This is a genomic window from Hyphobacterium sp. CCMP332 (assembly GCA_014323545.1).
Taxonomy (GTDB): Bacteria; Bacteroidota; Bacteroidia; order Cytophagales; family CCMP332; genus CCMP332.
The window spans coordinates 2,612,166-2,629,103 of record CP058647.1; the positions used below are offsets into that span (position 1 = coordinate 2,612,166).

A 16,938-nucleotide genomic window follows, 5' to 3' on the forward strand; every position below is an offset into this window, starting at 1 on the left:
AAAAAAAGCCGGAATTAACCGGCTTTCATTTAACCTATTTTGTCTTCGAGTTCATCTATCTTCTCCTGAGCATCCTCTCTTCCGAGTTGTTTGGATTTCTTGTAAAGATTTAACGCTTCTTCAAACGTTTTTTTCTTTTTGCGAGGTGCCAATTTGGTTCTATTCGCAGCTTCCTCAACAGCAGAAGCCCTGGCATAATAGGCATCAGCTTCTGTCATTTTAGATTGAATCATCAATTCCTGAATTCTCGATTCCAGCAAACTCAATTCCTGCTTTTTCTGCATAATATCAATTTCGGCATCGGCCAATTGCGATTCTTTCATGGCCACTAAAGAAAGCAATTCTGTATTTTCACTTTTGTAGTTTTCAACCAGTTCCTGCAATTCGAGAATTTGTTTGTTTTTATCCTGAATTTCCTTTTTCAGTCTTGCCACAGCTTTGGAATACGCATTTTTTGATCCTTCGGATTGATTTAAATCTGCTTCCAAATTTTCAATTCTCTCTTCACTTCGTTTTACGTATTCATTTAAGCTTTTCATACGATTAATATACTCATCGTACTTTAATCCTTCTCGCATATCCAAACGAATTGCATTGCGATTTTCATCAATTGAATCCATTAATGCACCTACCTCTTCGAGTGCGTCAACAGCCCTAAGTGTCACCATGAGTTCTGCTTCAAGACTGTCCGATTTGGCACGTAATTTTTCTCTTTCATTATTAATATCACAACTACTTAATGTTGTAATGACGATAGTAATTAAGATTATATTTTTCATATTTTTTTGTTTAGTGCTTAATACAACGAGAGAACATTCAAAATGTTAAATTATTTTATAATCAGAATAGTTCAGTAATAATTTCTGTTAAAAAATATAGTTTGACATTGATTAAAATCAAAACCAATCACCCTTGTTCTCATCTTCTTTATCTATATTTTCCTCTTTAGTGGTATTTTCCTCTAATTTTTCTTCTGATTCTGATTCTGATTCCAGATCAAATAGTGGCGAATCTCCAGCTTCAATTCCCTGTTCTCCCAGCTCTCCTATTTGATTACCCGATTCTGAAAATATTAAGGTATTATTTATATAAATATCGTGCTCACTACAAAGCTCCGGCCAAATATAGACATACCATATTCTTTCATCACTTTGAAAGTAACCATGAAAGGCCGGTCCTTTGGAATAGTCTTTGAAGTCGATCTCTTTTGGGTTTCTAATACCTCTGGTAGGCAATATAATAGCCGGACTAAAGTCAACAATCAAATCGTCAATTGGAATATATTTTTGGATTTCATCGCCTATCATATTTAAAAAATGGCCAAACTCATTCAATTTTGAAGTCAGGTAAAAATCATAGGCATCCTGAGATCTGAACACGTGTTCCATTTTGTGTTTAAGCCTTTTTTTGCCCAATAAATGTTCAAAAAATTCATTGATAAGTGCATCAACTTTAATTTCGATAGGATAGGCACCTACTTTATGGCTTCTATTAATTTTGATTTCTATATAATAGTGAAAGGTGTCTTCATTGTGCTCCAGTACTAATGAGATTGTATTAAAAGATCTCGATTTTTGATCTTTAATGCGATGTTCGTATTCTTCAAGGGCAATTTCGAGATCGTCTTCATCGCCTTTATTATCTAAATAATAATCCTGATTGTTATGGGACAGTCGAATAATGTTGTTGATGCCCATTCCCTTAAGAACTAGATTAAATTGCTGCAAAATACTTACCGCTGTAAAATTTTCCTCTTCAATTTTGTCATTAATTTTTCCATTACTAATTGTATGCAAGAACCTCCTGAAGTAAGACTGTGGTTCTACTTTTTTTATTTTGGTTATCTCCGAAGGATCAATTGAAATTTGTCCGGTAAAAAGCATTTTTTGCTATTTTATTCAATAATTACTAACTATTTATGTCCTTAAAATGAGCTAAAAGTTACATTAAATTGAATTGTTGATGTAAATTTGCAATAAATCAAGGCAATATTCAATGCCTTCCATGTGCGATAGGGGATTAAAATTAAGTTATAGTAAAAGTCTTTTTTGCGAAAAGACCACAGAAATTCGCACCCTGCAAAATGATCTTATTGGAACAATTAAGAAAGAAAACAAGGGAATTTATCAGGCTCAGAATGTGCAAAATAGAATTATAGACCTTTGTACCTGGGATGATGCCAAAATGTATATTTTAAACTCTTATTTAAGATTGGGAAAGCCAGAAGTAAGCCAGGACAACTGGCAGCTTGCTTTATTTTAGTTGAAGAAATTCATTGTCCTTTCAATACCAATATCTACAAAGGAAAATACGATGTCAGAGGCTCTTTGAACTAAAAATGGTAATTCTTTTTCTTCTTCTTTATTAAAGGGGCTAAGTACGTATTGCACCTGCTGGCCTTTGGGATAATTATCACCCACACCAATCCTTAATCTGGGGAAATTTCTGTTTTCTAGATACTCTTCAATATTTTTAAGACCATTATGACCGCCGTGACTTCCTCCGGGTTTCATACGGGTTTTGGCAAATGGCAATGCGATATCATCAGTAATTACAAGAAGATTTTCAATTGGAATATTTTTTTCATTGAGCCAGTATCTAATAGCTTTTCCGCTGAGGTTCATATAAGTAGTTGGCTTTATAAAATGCAATTTATGCGACCTGTACTTTAATTCAGCCTGAAATGAATACCTGGAACTCTCAAAATCAAACTTATGCTTTTCTGCAAAGTGATCGAGGGCCATGAATCCAATATTATGTCTGGTATTGGCATATTCGGTGCCAATATTTCCCAATCCTGCGATTAAATATCTCATAACAAAAAAATCCCGCCGAAGCGGGATTTGAATATATAAAATTTACAAAAAGGATTAAGATTCTGCTTTTTCTTCAGCAGCGCCTTCGGCTTTTTCTTCACCTTCAGCAGCGCCTTCTTCACCTTCTTCTCCCTCTTCTCCTTCGAGTTCTTCGTCTTCCTCAGATTTACCTCGGAGTGCTCTTGGAACCTCAACTGAAGTTACTGTAATTCTTTCAGAGTTTAGTATCTCTCCCGCTTCCACTTCGAGATCCTTAACTTTTAAAGATTGTCCTAAGCTTAAGCCGCTGATATCCAATTCAATTACCTCTGGCATATTCTTAGGCAGTGCTTTGATGGTAGCTTGTCTTAACTTTCTTACCAATACGCCGCCTTCCATAACACCGGGTGCTGTACCTATCAGTTTAATTGGAATTTCCATTTTTACTTTTTTACCGGCAGTAAGCTCTCTGAAGTCGGCATGCAAAATCATATCACTCACCGGATGGTATTGGATATCCTGTAAAATACATCTGTATTCTTTGCCTTCGACATCGATATTTACAAATGCGACATCCGGAGTGTTTACCAGATCATTAAAAAGATAAACCGGTGCATTGAAATGCACGTGATCTTCAGCACCGTAAAGAACGCATGGAACCATGCCCTCTTCTCTTAGCTTATTGGTAGTGCTCTTGCTGAAATCTGTTCTTTTGTAACCAATGATGTCAATGGTTTTCATCTTATTATTATTTATATGAATAATGTACTAATTGATTCCTGATCGTGAATTTTATGTATTGCCATGGCAAAAAGTTCTGCAACAGAAAGCACCTTCACTTTTTTACTTTTCTGTCTAGCAGGAATTGTATCGGAAACGATCAATTCAGCCAAAGCGGAATTTTCTATATTTTCATAGGCTTTACCTGATAATACAGGATGCGTACACAACCCTCTTACGCTTTTGGCCCCTTTGTCCATAATTATTTCTGCAGCCCTACACATAGTACCTCCTGTATCAATCATATCGTCAACGAGAATAACATCTGCGTCCGCTACATCACCTATGATTTGCATGGCTGCAACTTCATTGGCTTTTTTTCTTTGTTTATCGCAAACAACGATTTCTGAATTTTCAAAATATCTTGAAAACCCGCGAGCTCTCCCCAATGCTCCAACATCCGGAGCGGCAAAAACAATTTTTTTAAGGCCGAGTGTTTTTAAGTAAGGAACGAAGAATGCAGATCCGTAAAGGTGATCCACCGGGAAATCAAAAAATCCCTGTATCTGGCCTGCATGAAGATCGCATGTGATCAAGCGACCTGCGCCTGCAGCAGAAAGTAAATTTGCGACTAGCTTCGCGGTAATTGCTACTCTCGGTTTGTCTTTTCTGTCTTGTCTTGCATAGCCAAAATATGGCATCACCACGGTTATGTGCTTTGCGGAAGCTCGCTTTGCAGCATCGATCATGATCAGCAATTCCATAAGATTGTCAGCCGGAGGGAAAGTCGACTGTATTAGGAATACATCACAACCTCTTACCGATTCGTCAAAACTCACAGATAGCTCGCCATCGCTAAATTTTTGCGTGGTGATGAGCCCCATGGGTTTGCCATAGGCCTTGCATATTTTTTCGGCTAAATAAACCGAAGCGCTACCTGAAAAGATCTTAACTGAAGACATAAAATAAATCCTTCCTTAAAAAGGCTTGCAAAAATAGATAATTAAATGTAAAAATGGTAACCGGAATTAAAGGATTGTGATAATTCTGATTATGATAGTAAATTAGAATAGCAAAAAAAGTTAAAATGGCTGAAAAAAAGTATAAAAGTTTAAAGGAATTCTATCCCTATTACCTTTCTGAACATAAAAACAAAATTTCACGCAATCTCCATTTCACAGGTACTTTGTTGTTGATTATAATTTTGATTTATGCTATTGCAGTTCAAAATTGGCTTTTGCTTTTATTAATTCCGGTTGTTGGTTATGGATTTGCCTGGTTTGGTCATGCCTTTTTTGAAAAAAACAAACCCGCAACATTTACCTATCCTTTTTACAGTCTGGCTTCGGATTTTATTATGTTTTGGGACATTCTGACAGGGAAAATCAATAAGAAATTGGACTAAAAGGCCATTCCAATTTTAAAACCTGCCCTTAAAAGTGCTCCGGTGAAATTGTAATTAATAAATCCATCTGAAAAGTCATCTTCGGCGAATTTATCCGTGCTTGAGTCATTTGCAAAAGAACGTTTGGCTCCAATTCCAAAATAAACATCGGTGTAAAAATTTTTATCTATTTTTATTAAGGCACCCATATAGGTAGACAATCCAAATTGATCAATGGTTAAAGTTTGACCTTTTTCCCTCAAAACGAGAAGATTCGGATCACCGGGCAGTGGTTGCCAGTCCATGCCGCTGTAATCAAATGAAAGTCTATTATAAGTGATGGAATAGGATTGATACCAATTAATGTCTTTGAGCCAGTTTTTTTCTGTATATACTTTATGCCCAAGCTCAAATCCAAAACCATTCAAGTCATATTCTTTAAAATAGGATTGAAAAATGTGATTCTCATTTATTACACCGAAGTAAAAGGTAGGGGCAATCAATATTGCATGAGCACTTTCTTTAAATCGTTTTTCAACGTCAACTCTTGTACCATTGATTACTATATATTGCGGAGAGATGGATAAATAAATGTTTGGTTGAATGTATGAACTATCCTGAGCGTATCCACTTTGAACAAGTAAAATGGAAATTAATAGGATCGAAGCTATTTTCATTTGAATTCGTTAAGATCCCAGCGGAATCACACTTAATAATTCTAATGTAGCATTTCTGTATTGATACTGGTATAATCCTTCTTCTCCAATTACAAACAAAATCTCATAGCTCCCAATTGCAGGAATTACATCAAATGCAGAAATATTGTGATTTGCAATTTCCGATAAATCCTGAGGTGTATTAAAATCAAATACTTTTAATCCCTCATCACAAACAAAAAGCAAAGTATCATGCAGTCCTAAACCTTTAGGTTGCGTCATTGGATAAACTTCTTCACTAAATGGATTTCTCAAATTTTCAATATTTACAATTTCCAATTGATTTACTCCTCTAAAACATCCGAAGTTTTGATCGCTATTCAAAGTTACAAAAGCGTATTTGTCATTGGCTACTACAGGATCACAAGCCCAAACATGCTCATATACAGAAAGAAACTGAGGGTTTCTTAAATCCTGGGCATTGTAAATGTGCATCCCGTTCTGACTGCCAATAAACATGGTACTATCGGCTTGTCGTATAAATATTGTCTCAATACCTGTTCCTATTTGCACATTACTAATGTATTGTGGATCATTTGCATTGCGGATGTCAAATGTATTTAATGTGTTCCAATTCAAGGCATAAAGGTGATCGGCGAGAATAGCAAATCTGGCAAGAGATCCACCTTGTCCCAGAGGTAATTCCGAACCATTAGCGTTTGCAGGACTGACCGAATCTGGATTTCCGGAATCACAGGAAATAAAAGAAATCAGCAAAACAATAAATAATATGTGCTTGATATTTTTCATTTCAAAACCCATTTAACTATGACTGTATTTTCCGGTCTGTTTTCTTTAATGTATTGAAAAGGAACGTAACCTAAGTCCGGTGCGGTCAATTCGGGAAATATGCCTATAATTCTTTTTTCCAGACTTATTTCAGGCAAGTTATTTATATCAATTGCGACAAGATCCACAGCATTGTCAACGTAAAGAATACCTTCTTTAACCGCCATATCAATACAACCTGGAATTTTAATAAATCCTGTTTTCACGGGATTCCTGGGATCTGCATTGTCATATATGTGCACACCTTCATATTTTTCATTTATTAAAATATATTTCCCGTAAGAATAAATTTTACCTGCTGATTCCAGTGCTCTGTTATCAATGAAATCAATGCTGGTTTCTAAATTGCTTCGCTCCATAATTATTGGCTCGTAGGCTGAGCCAGAGGAGTCAAATGGTTCGTTGATATCGGCATCTGAACAGGAAAGTAAAATAATAGATAGAGATAGGAGTAAGCCCTTAGCAGTGGTGCTTCCAATATTCAAAAAGTCAGGTCTGAAATTCATATCAGGTATCTTATGCTCTAAATACCATTGTATTGAATTTTACCCTAAATCTTAAATCAAAATATTAGTATTGAATCAACCGGCTTTTAAAGGTGATTTTAGCACAAGATCTTTTAAAATTCCGGTTTCAACATCGTACACCCATCCGTGTAAAAGTGGCAATGAATCTTTTTGCCATTTATTTTTGATGATCTCCGTATTCAAAAGGTTTTCAACCTGAGCAATTACATTTAATTCGACAATTCTTTTAAATCTTTCATTTCGGTTTTCCAGCTTATCCAATTCCTCCTTATGATTATTATAAACCCCCTTCACATTTTCAAGCCAATTATCGAGAACACCAAAATCGGAATGATCCATGGCCACTTCTATTCCTCCGCAACCATAATGACCACAAACGATTATGTGTTTTACATCGAGAATCTCTACTGAATACTGCAGTGCACTTAGCATATTGGCATCTTTGGGGACTACGAGATTTCCGACATTTCTATGCACATAAATTTCACCCGCCTGTGTTCCTGTTATTTCTTCTGCCGGCACTCTGCTATCAGAACATCCAATCCACAAGAATTCGGGGTTTTGTTTTTTGGCAAGACTCAGAAAATAATTGTTTGCTAAACTTAATTTTTCCTGGACCCAGGCCTTATTATTTAATAATAATCTACGGTAAGTGTCCATTAAAGTGATTTTCTTAGGTCAATGTGAATATATTCTATGGTAATATTCTTGGACTTGGCATTGAGAGAGAAGTCTTCAAGAATATCAATTATGTCATTATCAATAAACTGAGCTTTGTGAGCGTCCAAAATCAGAAATGAATTATCGGGAATTTTTCCCAATTCAGTTTTCAATTTTGCCTTATTCATAAATGAAACATCCTTATTAAATCTGAAAAGATAGTAGTTATCATCCTTAACCACTGTCAGGGCTGAATGATAATTTCTAAATACAACGAAAATGAAGCCTATTACCAATCCAATACAAATACCGATGAGCAGGTCGGTAAAAACGATGGCAACAATTGTAATCAGGAAAGGATAAAATTGATCCTTACCTTTTCTGTACATCGATTTAAACAGATCAAAGCTCGCCAATTTATAGCCAACAATAAACAGTATTGCGGCAAGAGAGGCAAGCGGTATTTTATTTAGCCACTCAGGTAAAAGGGCAATGGTACTAACCAGCCAGAATCCGTGTAAAATTGTCGATAATCGAGATTTGGCTCCGGAATACACATTGGCGGATGACCTGACGATAACCGATGTAATTGGAAGTCCTCCGATTAAACCAGAAATCGTATTTCCAACGCCCTGAGCCAATAATTCCTTATTGGTATCTGAAGATCTTTTTTCCGGATCAATTTTATCTGTTGCTTCAACATTCAGAAGTGTTTCCAGGCTGGCCACAATAGCCAGAGTAATTGCAACGATATATACATCCAGTCTGAGTAAAGCTGAGAAATCCGGAAATGCCAATGCGTTTTTAAATCCTTCAAAGGTTGAAAATATCGGTAAGGTGACTAAATGATCATCTTCGGCCAGCAGCTCCATTGAAGGAAAATAATTGTGATAAAACTCATTCAGTGAGATTCCTAAAATTACCACCACCAAAGCGCCCGGAATACTCGAAATAAAATTCTTTTGTTTAGAAACTACCTTTTCCCAAAAAATCAGAATTGCCAGACTCACTACAGTAATAATGAGAGCACCGAGGCTCATTGTTTCTATGGCCCTTAATATTTCAGAAAAGGTGTTTTCACCATCTGCTATTTGAAAGAATTCGTAATCTCCTTCATAATCTGTATCTCTACCCAAAGCATGGGGTATCTGTTTTAAAGTGATTACAATACCAATCGCTGCCAGCATGCCTTTGATTACGCTATTGGGGAATAATTCTGCAACAAAACCGGCCTTGAAGATGTACAGAACAATTTGCAAAAGTCCTGCTAATACAACAGCCATAATAAATACCTCCCAGGCACCGAGAGTTTCAATGGCATTGAGAACAATTATTGCAAGTCCTGCCGCCGGCCCACTTACACTTTTATTTGAGCCCGAGAGAGAACCAACAACTATGCCTCCGAGAATTCCTGAAATGATTCCTGAAAATAATGGAGCGCCTGATGCCAGGGCTATTCCAAGACACAAAGGCAATGCGACCAGGAAAACGACTATTGAAGAAGAAAAATCTGATTTAAGAGTGTTTCCGTTTAGCTGCATAGAGCTTAAAATTAAGGCATTTATTAATAATTGAAATTATTAATTTATTAAAATTTAGAATTTAGAATTGACTAACAGTAAAATTTGATTTTAATCTTATCGAATTACGACTGTTCTCGGTGTGATTTGTTGAGATCGAACCTGGGCTGCATCTCCGGGAGCATTATTTCTTCGAGCACCGCCATTTTCCTCAGCATAGATATAGTAATTGCCAAGATTTATAAAACCAAAATCGACTTCACCACGATTATCATTTAACAAATTATAAAGCCATATTCCTTTTTCAAGATCTTCTAAAGTACCATGGAGTGTTACTATGACTCCCGAAACGGGATTATTATTAACATCCACTACGTTTACTATCAATTTACCAGAAGAGAGAGAAGAATCATTTTGAACGATTGGTTGCCCCCCAACAGCATCGTCATTACTGTTGCAAGAAACTGCAAAAGAGAGTGCCAAAAGGCTTAAAAAAAGGTTGATTGTTTTACTCAATTTCTTATATAACCAATGTGAAAATATTAAAAAATTTTCCTTAGCAAAAACGCCCATTTCTAAAAAGATGATTCTAATTCTCTCAGCTGGTTTTTAGGCGTTTCATTTCAGATTAAATAAATTATTCTTTTACCAGTTCGATAAGCGTAAGTTCGGGTAAAATGCCAATTCTTCCCGGATATCCGATAAAGCCAAAACCTCTGTTGACGTAGAGCTGCTGATTGCCTTTTTTATACAAGCCTGCCCACTGTGGATATAAATATTGTGCCGGACTCCATCTGAATAGCGGAGTTTCTATTCCAAATTGAAAACCATGCGTATGGCCCGCAAACATGAGGTCAATGTCGGGATGCTCAGGAATAACCTGGGCTTCCCAGTGGCTTGGGTCATGAGATAGAAGTAATTTTGTTGAAATACCTTCCGTGCCTTTTTTTGCTTTTTCCAGATCTCCGTGTTTTTGGAATCTCATTTTAGCACCCCAGTTTTCTACCCCAATAATAGCCAGCCGATCTTTTCCTATTTCGACAATTCTGTTTTCATTTCTCAATAAATCCCATCCGAGATTTTGGTGGGCATCTAGTATCCCCTGAAAGTTTTTCATCTTAGCACTTTGGCTTTTCCAGTTGGAATAATCTCCATAATCGTGATTTCCCAATATAGAATACACACCCAAAGGCGCCTTTACATTTTTATAAATATCAAAGACCGCTTTTATTTCCCATGCCTGGTCATTGACGATATCTCCGGTAAAAAAAACAATGTCCGGTTTTTCAGACATGAACATATCAATCCCGCCTTTAACAGCAGTCAAATTGCTAAAGCTTCCGGAATGAAGATCTGAAATCTGACCGATTTTCAGCCCATGAAATTCATTGGGAAGGTTAGGGATTTTTACTTTAAGCCTGTGCCAATTATAATTGTGTGCACCTGAAACAATTCCAAATGAAAAACCGGCAACCGGCAAAACCGATATGGCGATACCTGTCTTTTTTATAAATTGTTTTCGCGATTCATCATAGACCTGTTTGCCTTTTTTCTCTTTAATTTTTTTAGTACTGAAATGGATCAGATCGTCCAACACAAAAAACAATAGTAAAATAATCTTGCCAATAATGTCAAATACTGTATATGTTAGAATAATACTTCTGGAAACACCTTTGAAATATTCTGTTGGCAGTACTGCAACGGCAATGATCAGCAATGGCAATGGAATAGTCCAGACCCAAAAAAGAATTTGAAAAAGTTTTTTATTCTTCTTCTTTTCAATAAGGCCATTTATGCCCCTGAACAAATAAATATTCAGGAGCACAATGAGAATAATAGTTATGGCAACCGCGAGAAATTTCATTTAGGCGGCTCTTCCGACAGCCGTTCTTATTCTGCTGGTGATCAGATACATTACAGGTACAATTACCAGGGTTAAGAAAGTAGAAAAAGTCAATCCAAATATAATGGTCCATGACATTGGTCCCCAGAAAATCACATTGTCGCCACCCAAAAAGAAATCCCACTCGTAATGTGCGAAGAAGGTTTCGAAATTTATATTCAATCCTACAGCCAAAGGAATTAATCCCAATACGGTCGTAATTGCTGTTAAAAGTACCGGCCTTAACCTTGTTTTACCCGCTTCTATTATGGCCGCCTGTACCAATCGTTTGGTTACCGGTTGTCCTTCTTCCAGTTGCGCAATTTTTCTCGCTTTCATTAATTCGATAAAGTCTATTAATACAATGGCATTGTTTACCACAATTCCCGCAAGGGAAATTATTCCAATCATGGTCATTATCACAATGAAATCCATATTGAAGGCCACCAAACCAAGGAATACACCAATGGTGCTGAACAATACTGAAGTCATGATTATAAAAGGAGCAGAAATTTTATTGAACTGCGATACAATGATCAGGAATATCATAAATACTGCTAACATCAATGCATTTAATAAAAATGCCATTTCTTTTGCCTGATTTTCCTGTTCCCCGGTAAAACTAATATTGTAACCACTCGGGATGGGCATATTTCTCACAAGGCCTCTGATTTGGTTGTTAATCTCTGTGGCATTGTAGCCGTCAAGTACATTGGAGCTAAGTGTCACCACCCGATTTAGGTCTTTTCTTTTAATTGATCCAAAAGTAGAACTGTACTGAACGTCTGCCACAGAAGCAATTGGAATTTGGACAATTTTTCCATTGACCTGGTTTCGATAGGTAATTTCCTTATTCATCAAGGCGTCCAAATCATACCGGAATTGATCATCTAAACGCAACTCAACATCGTAATCATCTTCTCCCTCCTTGTATTTAGAAATTTCTTTCCCAAATAAAGCAGTTCTAATTTCGCTGGCTACGGTGGCCGTTGATAATCCAAATCGCCTTGCTTTTTCTCTGTCTATATCAACAATTAGCTCAGGTTTGTCATCTTCCAGATCTGATTTGAGCTTTTCGATTCCATCGATATCTGCTAAAGCGATTTCATTTTTCAGATTGGCAACAATTTCAGAAAGCTTTGTATAATCTTCACCTGAAATTTCAATATTGATGGGTTTTCCAACAGGAGGGCCTGCCGCATCCTTATCTACTGTAATTGTTATGCCGGGATACTTGCCAATTTTATCACGGATTTCATTCATGATTTCGCTAGTCACCAGTTCACCTCGTTCTTTGAATTCAACAAAGTTTACTGTGAGCCTTGCCTTATTAGGAGTATCACTGGCTCCCATGGAAGATGGATCATTTGGATCAGATGTTCCCTGGCCAACATTTGAAATGACCGATTCTACTATGTGCTCATAGGGTTTGATGATTTCAAATAATTTATCCTCTATTTTTTCAGAGAAATCATTGGTCGTTGAAATATCCGTTCCCACCGGAAATTCGATAAACACATTGACGTATTTTGGCTGATTTATAGGAAAGAAAATCACATTGGGTTGACTTCCAAAATATATCATTATTGAAGCAATTAGAGTTAATACAGTTCCTCCAAAAAATAGATAAGGTCGTTTTTTTGTTACGGCATATCGCAAAGTGCCCACATAGATTTTTTCTAAAAACGGTAAGGCGATCGACTGAAACCTGTCGGATAAAGGGGTCAGTAAGAATACGTTAAGCGGAATAAGAATTCCCAACAGAATCAATAAATTTCCCAACCAAACCAGGGGTAAATCCGCAAAATAAGATGGAATGGCAATAAGAAGTCCTATAAGTAAGATTATTATGGAATCTCGTCTGGCTTTGGGTTTATTAATCACCACCTGATCCTGAATTTTCATGTATTTAGAAATAAACACCGGATTAATGACCAGGGCTACAAATAATGATGAACCCAAAGTGATAATTAAGGTTATGGGAAGGTACTTCATAAATTCTCCCATGATTCCCGGCCAAAATGCCAAAGGTAAAAAGGCGGCGAGCGTTGTAGCGGTTGATGAGATAATGGGTAATGCAACTTCACCAACACCTTTTTTGGCTGCTTCAATCGGAGTAAAGCCTTCTTCCATCAATCGATAGACATTTTCAACGACAACTATTCCATTGTCCACAAGCATTCCAAGTGCCATGATAAGGCCAAATAAAATCATCATATTAATGGTATAACCAATCATACTTATGATAAGGAAGGCCATAAACATGGATAATGGAATGGCCATACCTACAAAAAGTGCATTTCTCGTTCCGAGGAAAAACAAGAGTACTATTACAACAAGAATAACCCCGGAAATAATTGAGTTTTCCAATTCATTAACCTGATCTCTTGTTTGGATGGATTGGTCATTGGTAATAGTTACGACCAGATCTTTTGGAAGTGTTTCTTCCTGTGCTTTTTCAATGATTTTGTAAATCTTATCGGTAGCATCCAATAAATTTTCTCCTGATCTTTTGATCACATCGACCATCACGACCGACTCTCCGCCGAGTCTGGCGTAGTTTTGTTTTTCAACGTAACCGAATTCCACCTTTGCAATGTCTTTTAAATAGACAATCTTGTTGTTTTCGTATTTAACGACGATGTCTTCCATTTGCTTTGGATCCTCATATTCTCCAAGCACACGGATTGTTCTTCTGATACCATCAGTTAATATGTTACCCCCTGACATGGATAGATTTTCCTGAACAACGGCATCTTCAATATCCCTGAATGAAATTTTTCTGGATTCCATTTCATAGGGATTAACTTTGATTTTGACCTCTTTATCGTCAACACCTCGAATCTCAGCCTTGGAAATTTCCGAAATCTTTTCAATTTCATCTTCGAGATATTCCGCGAAGGATTTTAGTTCGTCGAGGTTGTAGTCGCCAGCCAGATTGATATTCATAATTGGAAATTCAGATACCTCCATTTTGAAAATATTGGGATCCTCCTGCAAATCCGCCGGAAGCTCAGACTTGGATTTGTCCACGGCGTCCTTCACCTTTTGCAGGGCTTCTTCAGCATCCATTTCTGCCTGAAACTTTACGATAATGGTAGAAAAATCCTGAACTGACGTCGACCTGATCTCCTCCACTTCGGAAATGGTATTTATTTCCTTTTCAATAGGCCTGGTAATCAGATTTTCCATGTCTTCCGGTGAGTTTCCCGGATGTGCTGTTCCTATATAAATGGTTGGTTCTTCAACTTCAGGAAAGTTTTCCTTAGCCAAAGTGATATAGGAGATAACACCGGTGAGTGCGATTATAAAAGTCAGTACAAATACAGTTGTTCTATTGTTTAGAGCAAAGGTTGTAAGACCAAATTCCTTGTATAAGTTTTTATCTTTTTCTTTCATGATTGAAAAGAAAGTTTTTAGCTTTTAGTTTTTATCAATGACCCATCGGCTACATCTCTGTATCCCTCTGTCAGTATTACATCTTTAGTGTTTAAACCATCTCTGATCTCTGTTCGGTATTGATAAGATTTTCCAATTTGAACATGTTTCTTTCTGGCAACTGAACCCAGATCGGAATCCTCCTTGACATAAACATAATTTCCTTCCGCATCCTTCTGAACGACCTTTGAAGGCACGGTGATTGCTTTCGGATTGACATAATCTGTAATGGTGAGCACCACAACCTGATTAGGCCTGGCGATTTTTGCATATTGCTTTGGAAGATCAACTTCAATTCTAAAGGTTCTGTTTTGAACATTGACCACTTTTCCAATAGCTGTTATAACTGAAGGCGTATTTACATCTATGGCGGGAATTTCAATATTAACCGAATCACCCAATTCAAATTTACCCACGTATTTTTCGGATACTTCAGATTGAACGAACATGTCTTCCAGACTCACAATCCTGCAAATTGGCATTCCGGGCGACATCATTTCCCCTCTTTTAACATCAAGTTCGTTAACCTGGCCAGCAAAAGGAGCGCGAATTACATAATTGTCCAATTGAGAATAGGTCGTTTTTAGTTTTCTTTCCAGGCTTTCCTTCTGGTTTTTGGCCTGCAAATACTGAACCTCGGTGCCAATGTTCTGATCCCAAAGATTTTTTTGCTTTTCATAAAGTGTTTTCGCCAATTCCAGAGAGGTTTCCAATTCTTTAATGCTGTTTCTTAAAACATCCGCATCGAGTTGTATTAAGACCTGACCGGCCTTAACATTTTGACCCTCTTTGACATTGATGGAAACAATTTTGGCCATGGTTTCCGCACTAATCATGACATTGCGATTAGAAGCCACTGCACCTCTTACTTCGATCTTATGTGCGAATTTCACTGGTTTGACCGGATTAAGCGCCACCAAAATCGATTTGTCCTTTTCCATGGCATAAGTAGAGTCCTGCTCCATTAGCTCTTTTTCAAGCTTTGAAATTTGAGATTTCAGATCGGACATCTCAGTTTTCAATTCTTTCAGTTGGTTTTTCTTTTGTTCAATATCTGATTCTCCGTTGCCGCAGGCATACAGAAAGAGAGCGCTTAATAATATTGATGCAAAATTTAATTTGATCGTCATTGTATTGTTTTTTTGTTTTTTAAAAATCGTTGTATAGTCCAAGTGCTTTTTCAAGTTCGGTTTTTGCCACTACGGCATTGTACAAGGCATCGAAATAAATAGCTTCCGCGTCCATCAATGAATTATTGGCATCAACCAATTCCAAATTGGAGCCCACGCCTTCCTGGAATTTTATATCCGTGGTATTGTAAATTTCTTCTGCAAGGTCATAATTGAGTTTCTGTACTTCCATCAATTCAATGCTATTTGCCAGTGCATCTCTTTTTTGTTTGATTTCAGTCTCAATTGCATTTTCCATCATGTGTCTTTGATTCTCGATTTTTTCGAGTTCCACTTTGGATTTTTGAATGCTGTAACTTTTTCGAAGACCATCAAAAATTGGGACGTTCAATGAGACACCCACAAGCCCATACCTCAACCATCGGTTGCTAAAATCAGAATACTGACTAAAGTCTACAGCGTTTGTATTATGGCCGTATACACCATTTAAATACAAATTGGGATAATACTGAACCTTGTAATTCCTGATATCCAATTTCTGCAATTGCTCGCCTGAATTGAGTAATTGATAATCAATTCTATTGGTATAATTAAAGTCCGTTTCAACTTTTTGTTCTTTTAAGGATTTAGGTAAATCAGCAATTTTATCGCTCAATTCTATGGGCTCTTCAACATTCAATCCCATTTGCATTTTGAGCATGTATTCACTCAGTTCAATTAGGCGCTTCATCTGTTTGCTTTGGGCCAGAATATTGTTGTAGCTCACCTGAATTCTGCTTACATCTATTTTTTCGGCAAAACCATTTTTATAAAGTGCTTCAGTCTCATTGAGCAATTGTGCCAGTCTTTCTTCATTGCCTTTTAAACGCTCATATCGCACCTTATTTATTAGAACCATATAGTAAGACTTGGTGACGGCATCAATCACATCTATTTTAGTTTGGGTCAGTTCCTGTTCAGAATAGAGCTTATACATTTTTGCGGCCTGAAGTCCAACAAAATAGGACCCGTCGAACAGCAATTGTGAAAGAGCGATGTTAGCATCACCATCATATTTAGTTCCGAAGGCCAATTCCAATTCAAGATCCTGGGGCGCATTGGGATCAAATGTACTCGCTGGTAAAAGCGATTTTCTTATTGAATAATTATAATTAAGGCCGACCGATGCATTTACTTGCGGCAAACCGGCAGATCTTATTTTGCCAACTTCATATTTCGCCGCCTCAACATCCAGTTTTGAATTTTTAAGATTATCAGAATTTTCCAAAGAATATTGAATGGCTTGTTCCAGACTGTAGGTATTGCTTTGCCCAAATACTGTTCCGGAGAAGAATGCAATAAGAATTGTTATTAAAATACTATTTCTCATTTTGAGAT

At 36.9% G+C, this 16,938-nt stretch carries 17 protein-coding genes; 2 read left to right on the plus strand and 15 right to left on the minus strand.

The window, feature by feature from the left end:
* Positions 1–29: 29 nt before the first annotated feature.
* Complete coding sequence (locus HZR84_11420) at positions 30–779, minus strand: hypothetical protein (GenBank protein QNL22523.1); 750 nt, start codon at positions 777–779, stop codon at positions 30–32.
* Positions 780–896: 117 nt separating this feature from the next.
* The gene (locus HZR84_11425; protein QNL22524.1) at positions 897–1,883 is read right to left on the minus strand and encodes a hypothetical protein; all 987 of its coding nucleotides are present in this window, start codon (positions 1,881–1,883) and stop codon (positions 897–899) included.
* 121 nt (positions 1,884–2,004) lie between these two features.
* On the opposite strand from HZR84_11425, the gene HZR84_11430 reads away from it, so the two are divergent.
* Positions 2,005–2,262, plus strand: a complete 258-nt coding sequence (locus tag HZR84_11430; GenBank protein QNL22525.1) for a hypothetical protein — start codon at positions 2,005–2,007, stop codon at positions 2,260–2,262.
* Here HZR84_11430 and HZR84_11435 read toward each other — a convergent pair.
* Genes HZR84_11435 through HZR84_11445 form a run of 3 tightly spaced genes read right to left on the minus strand, consistent with a single transcriptional unit; the run spans position 2,259 to position 4,477 of the window.
* The gene (locus HZR84_11435) at positions 2,259–2,816 is read right to left on the minus strand and encodes an aminoacyl-tRNA hydrolase (GenBank protein QNL22526.1); all 558 of its coding nucleotides are present in this window, start codon (positions 2,814–2,816) and stop codon (positions 2,259–2,261) included. The two genes, HZR84_11430 and HZR84_11435, sit on opposite strands and share 4 nt — an antisense overlap.
* 54 nt (positions 2,817–2,870) lie before the next feature.
* Complete coding sequence (locus HZR84_11440) at positions 2,871–3,536, minus strand: 50S ribosomal protein L25/general stress protein Ctc (protein ID QNL22527.1); 666 nt, start codon at positions 3,534–3,536, stop codon at positions 2,871–2,873.
* A gap of 11 nt (positions 3,537–3,547) precedes the next feature.
* Positions 3,548–4,477 carry a ribose-phosphate pyrophosphokinase gene (locus tag HZR84_11445; protein QNL22528.1) on the minus strand — a complete coding sequence of 310 codons (930 nt, stop codon included), beginning with the start codon at positions 4,475–4,477 and terminating at the stop codon, positions 3,548–3,550.
* 125 nt (positions 4,478–4,602) lie between these two features.
* Here HZR84_11445 and HZR84_11450 point away from each other — a divergent pair, with 125 nt between their 5' ends.
* A complete protein-coding gene (locus HZR84_11450) occupies positions 4,603–4,920 on the plus strand; it encodes a DUF962 domain-containing protein (GenBank protein QNL22529.1) in 318 nt (105 codons plus the stop codon).
* Here the strand turns inward: HZR84_11450 and HZR84_11455 are convergent.
* From HZR84_11455 to HZR84_11500, 10 genes are all read right to left on the minus strand, one after another.
* The gene (locus HZR84_11455; protein ID QNL22530.1) at positions 4,917–5,576 is read right to left on the minus strand and encodes a hypothetical protein; all 660 of its coding nucleotides are present in this window, start codon (positions 5,574–5,576) and stop codon (positions 4,917–4,919) included. The genes HZR84_11450 and HZR84_11455 overlap by 4 nt on opposite strands.
* 9 nt (positions 5,577–5,585) lie before the next feature.
* Positions 5,586–6,365 carry a hypothetical protein gene (locus HZR84_11460; protein QNL22531.1) on the minus strand — a complete coding sequence of 260 codons (780 nt, stop codon included), beginning with the start codon at positions 6,363–6,365 and terminating at the stop codon, positions 5,586–5,588.
* Positions 6,362–6,910, minus strand: coding sequence for a hypothetical protein (locus tag HZR84_11465; GenBank protein QNL22532.1), 549 nt, complete (start codon positions 6,908–6,910; stop codon positions 6,362–6,364). Before HZR84_11465 ends, HZR84_11460 begins: the two co-directional genes overlap by 4 nt.
* 75 nt (positions 6,911–6,985) lie before the next feature.
* Complete coding sequence (locus HZR84_11470; GenBank protein ID QNL22533.1) at positions 6,986–7,591, minus strand: carbonic anhydrase; 606 nt, start codon at positions 7,589–7,591, stop codon at positions 6,986–6,988.
* A complete protein-coding gene (locus HZR84_11475; GenBank protein ID QNL22534.1) occupies positions 7,591–9,132 on the minus strand; it encodes a SulP family inorganic anion transporter in 1,542 nt (513 codons plus the stop codon). Before HZR84_11475 ends, HZR84_11470 begins: the two co-directional genes overlap by 1 nt.
* Positions 9,133–9,228: 96 nt before the next feature.
* Positions 9,229–9,627, minus strand: coding sequence for a hypothetical protein (locus HZR84_11480; protein ID QNL22535.1), 399 nt, complete (start codon positions 9,625–9,627; stop codon positions 9,229–9,231).
* Between the two features lie 121 nt (positions 9,628–9,748).
* Positions 9,749–10,975: a metallophosphoesterase gene (locus HZR84_11485; protein QNL22536.1), complete on the minus strand. Its 1,227-nt coding sequence runs from the start codon at positions 10,973–10,975 to the stop codon at positions 9,749–9,751.
* A complete protein-coding gene (locus HZR84_11490; protein QNL22537.1) occupies positions 10,976–14,392 on the minus strand; it encodes an efflux RND transporter permease subunit in 3,417 nt (1,138 codons plus the stop codon).
* 17 nt (positions 14,393–14,409) lie between these two features.
* Entirely contained in the window at positions 14,410–15,561 is a 1,152-nt protein-coding gene (locus HZR84_11495; GenBank protein ID QNL22538.1) for an efflux RND transporter periplasmic adaptor subunit, read from the minus strand.
* Positions 15,562–15,580: 19 nt separating this feature from the next.
* Positions 15,581–16,930: a TolC family protein gene (locus tag HZR84_11500; GenBank protein ID QNL22539.1), complete on the minus strand. Its 1,350-nt coding sequence runs from the start codon at positions 16,928–16,930 to the stop codon at positions 15,581–15,583.
* Positions 16,931–16,938: the final 8 nt, after the last annotated feature.

Coding starts and splice junctions, on each gene's coding strand:
- HZR84_11425 (QNL22524.1), bottom strand. CDS start 1,883: ATGCTTTTTACCGGACAAATTTCAATTGATCCTTCGGAGATAACCAAA.
- HZR84_11460 (QNL22531.1), bottom strand. CDS start 6,365: ATGAAAAATATCAAGCACATATTATTTATTGTTTTGCTGATTTCTTTT.
- HZR84_11490 (QNL22537.1), bottom strand. CDS start 14,392: ATGAAAGAAAAAGATAAAAACTTATACAAGGAATTTGGTCTTACAACC.
- HZR84_11500 (QNL22539.1), bottom strand. CDS start 16,930: ATGAGAAATAGTATTTTAATAACAATTCTTATTGCATTCTTCTCCGGA.
- HZR84_11475 (QNL22534.1), bottom strand. CDS start 9,132: ATGCAGCTAAACGGAAACACTCTTAAATCAGATTTTTCTTCTTCAATA.
- HZR84_11470 (QNL22533.1), bottom strand. CDS start 7,591: ATGGACACTTACCGTAGATTATTATTAAATAATAAGGCCTGGGTCCAG.
- HZR84_11420 (QNL22523.1), bottom strand. CDS start 779: ATGAAAAATATAATCTTAATTACTATCGTCATTACAACATTAAGTAGT.
- HZR84_11495 (QNL22538.1), bottom strand. CDS start 15,561: ATGACGATCAAATTAAATTTTGCATCAATATTATTAAGCGCTCTCTTT.
- HZR84_11455 (QNL22530.1), bottom strand. CDS start 5,576: ATGAAAATAGCTTCGATCCTATTAATTTCCATTTTACTTGTTCAAAGT.
- HZR84_11485 (QNL22536.1), bottom strand. CDS start 10,975: ATGAAATTTCTCGCGGTTGCCATAACTATTATTCTCATTGTGCTCCTG.
- HZR84_11440 (QNL22527.1), bottom strand. CDS start 3,536: ATGAAAACCATTGACATCATTGGTTACAAAAGAACAGATTTCAGCAAG.
- HZR84_11445 (QNL22528.1), bottom strand. CDS start 4,477: ATGTCTTCAGTTAAGATCTTTTCAGGTAGCGCTTCGGTTTATTTAGCC.
- HZR84_11430 (QNL22525.1), top strand. CDS start 2,005: ATGTGCGATAGGGGATTAAAATTAAGTTATAGTAAAAGTCTTTTTTGC.
- HZR84_11435 (QNL22526.1), bottom strand. CDS start 2,816: ATGAGATATTTAATCGCAGGATTGGGAAATATTGGCACCGAATATGCC.
- HZR84_11450 (QNL22529.1), top strand. CDS start 4,603: ATGGCTGAAAAAAAGTATAAAAGTTTAAAGGAATTCTATCCCTATTAC.
- HZR84_11465 (QNL22532.1), bottom strand. CDS start 6,910: ATGAATTTCAGACCTGACTTTTTGAATATTGGAAGCACCACTGCTAAG.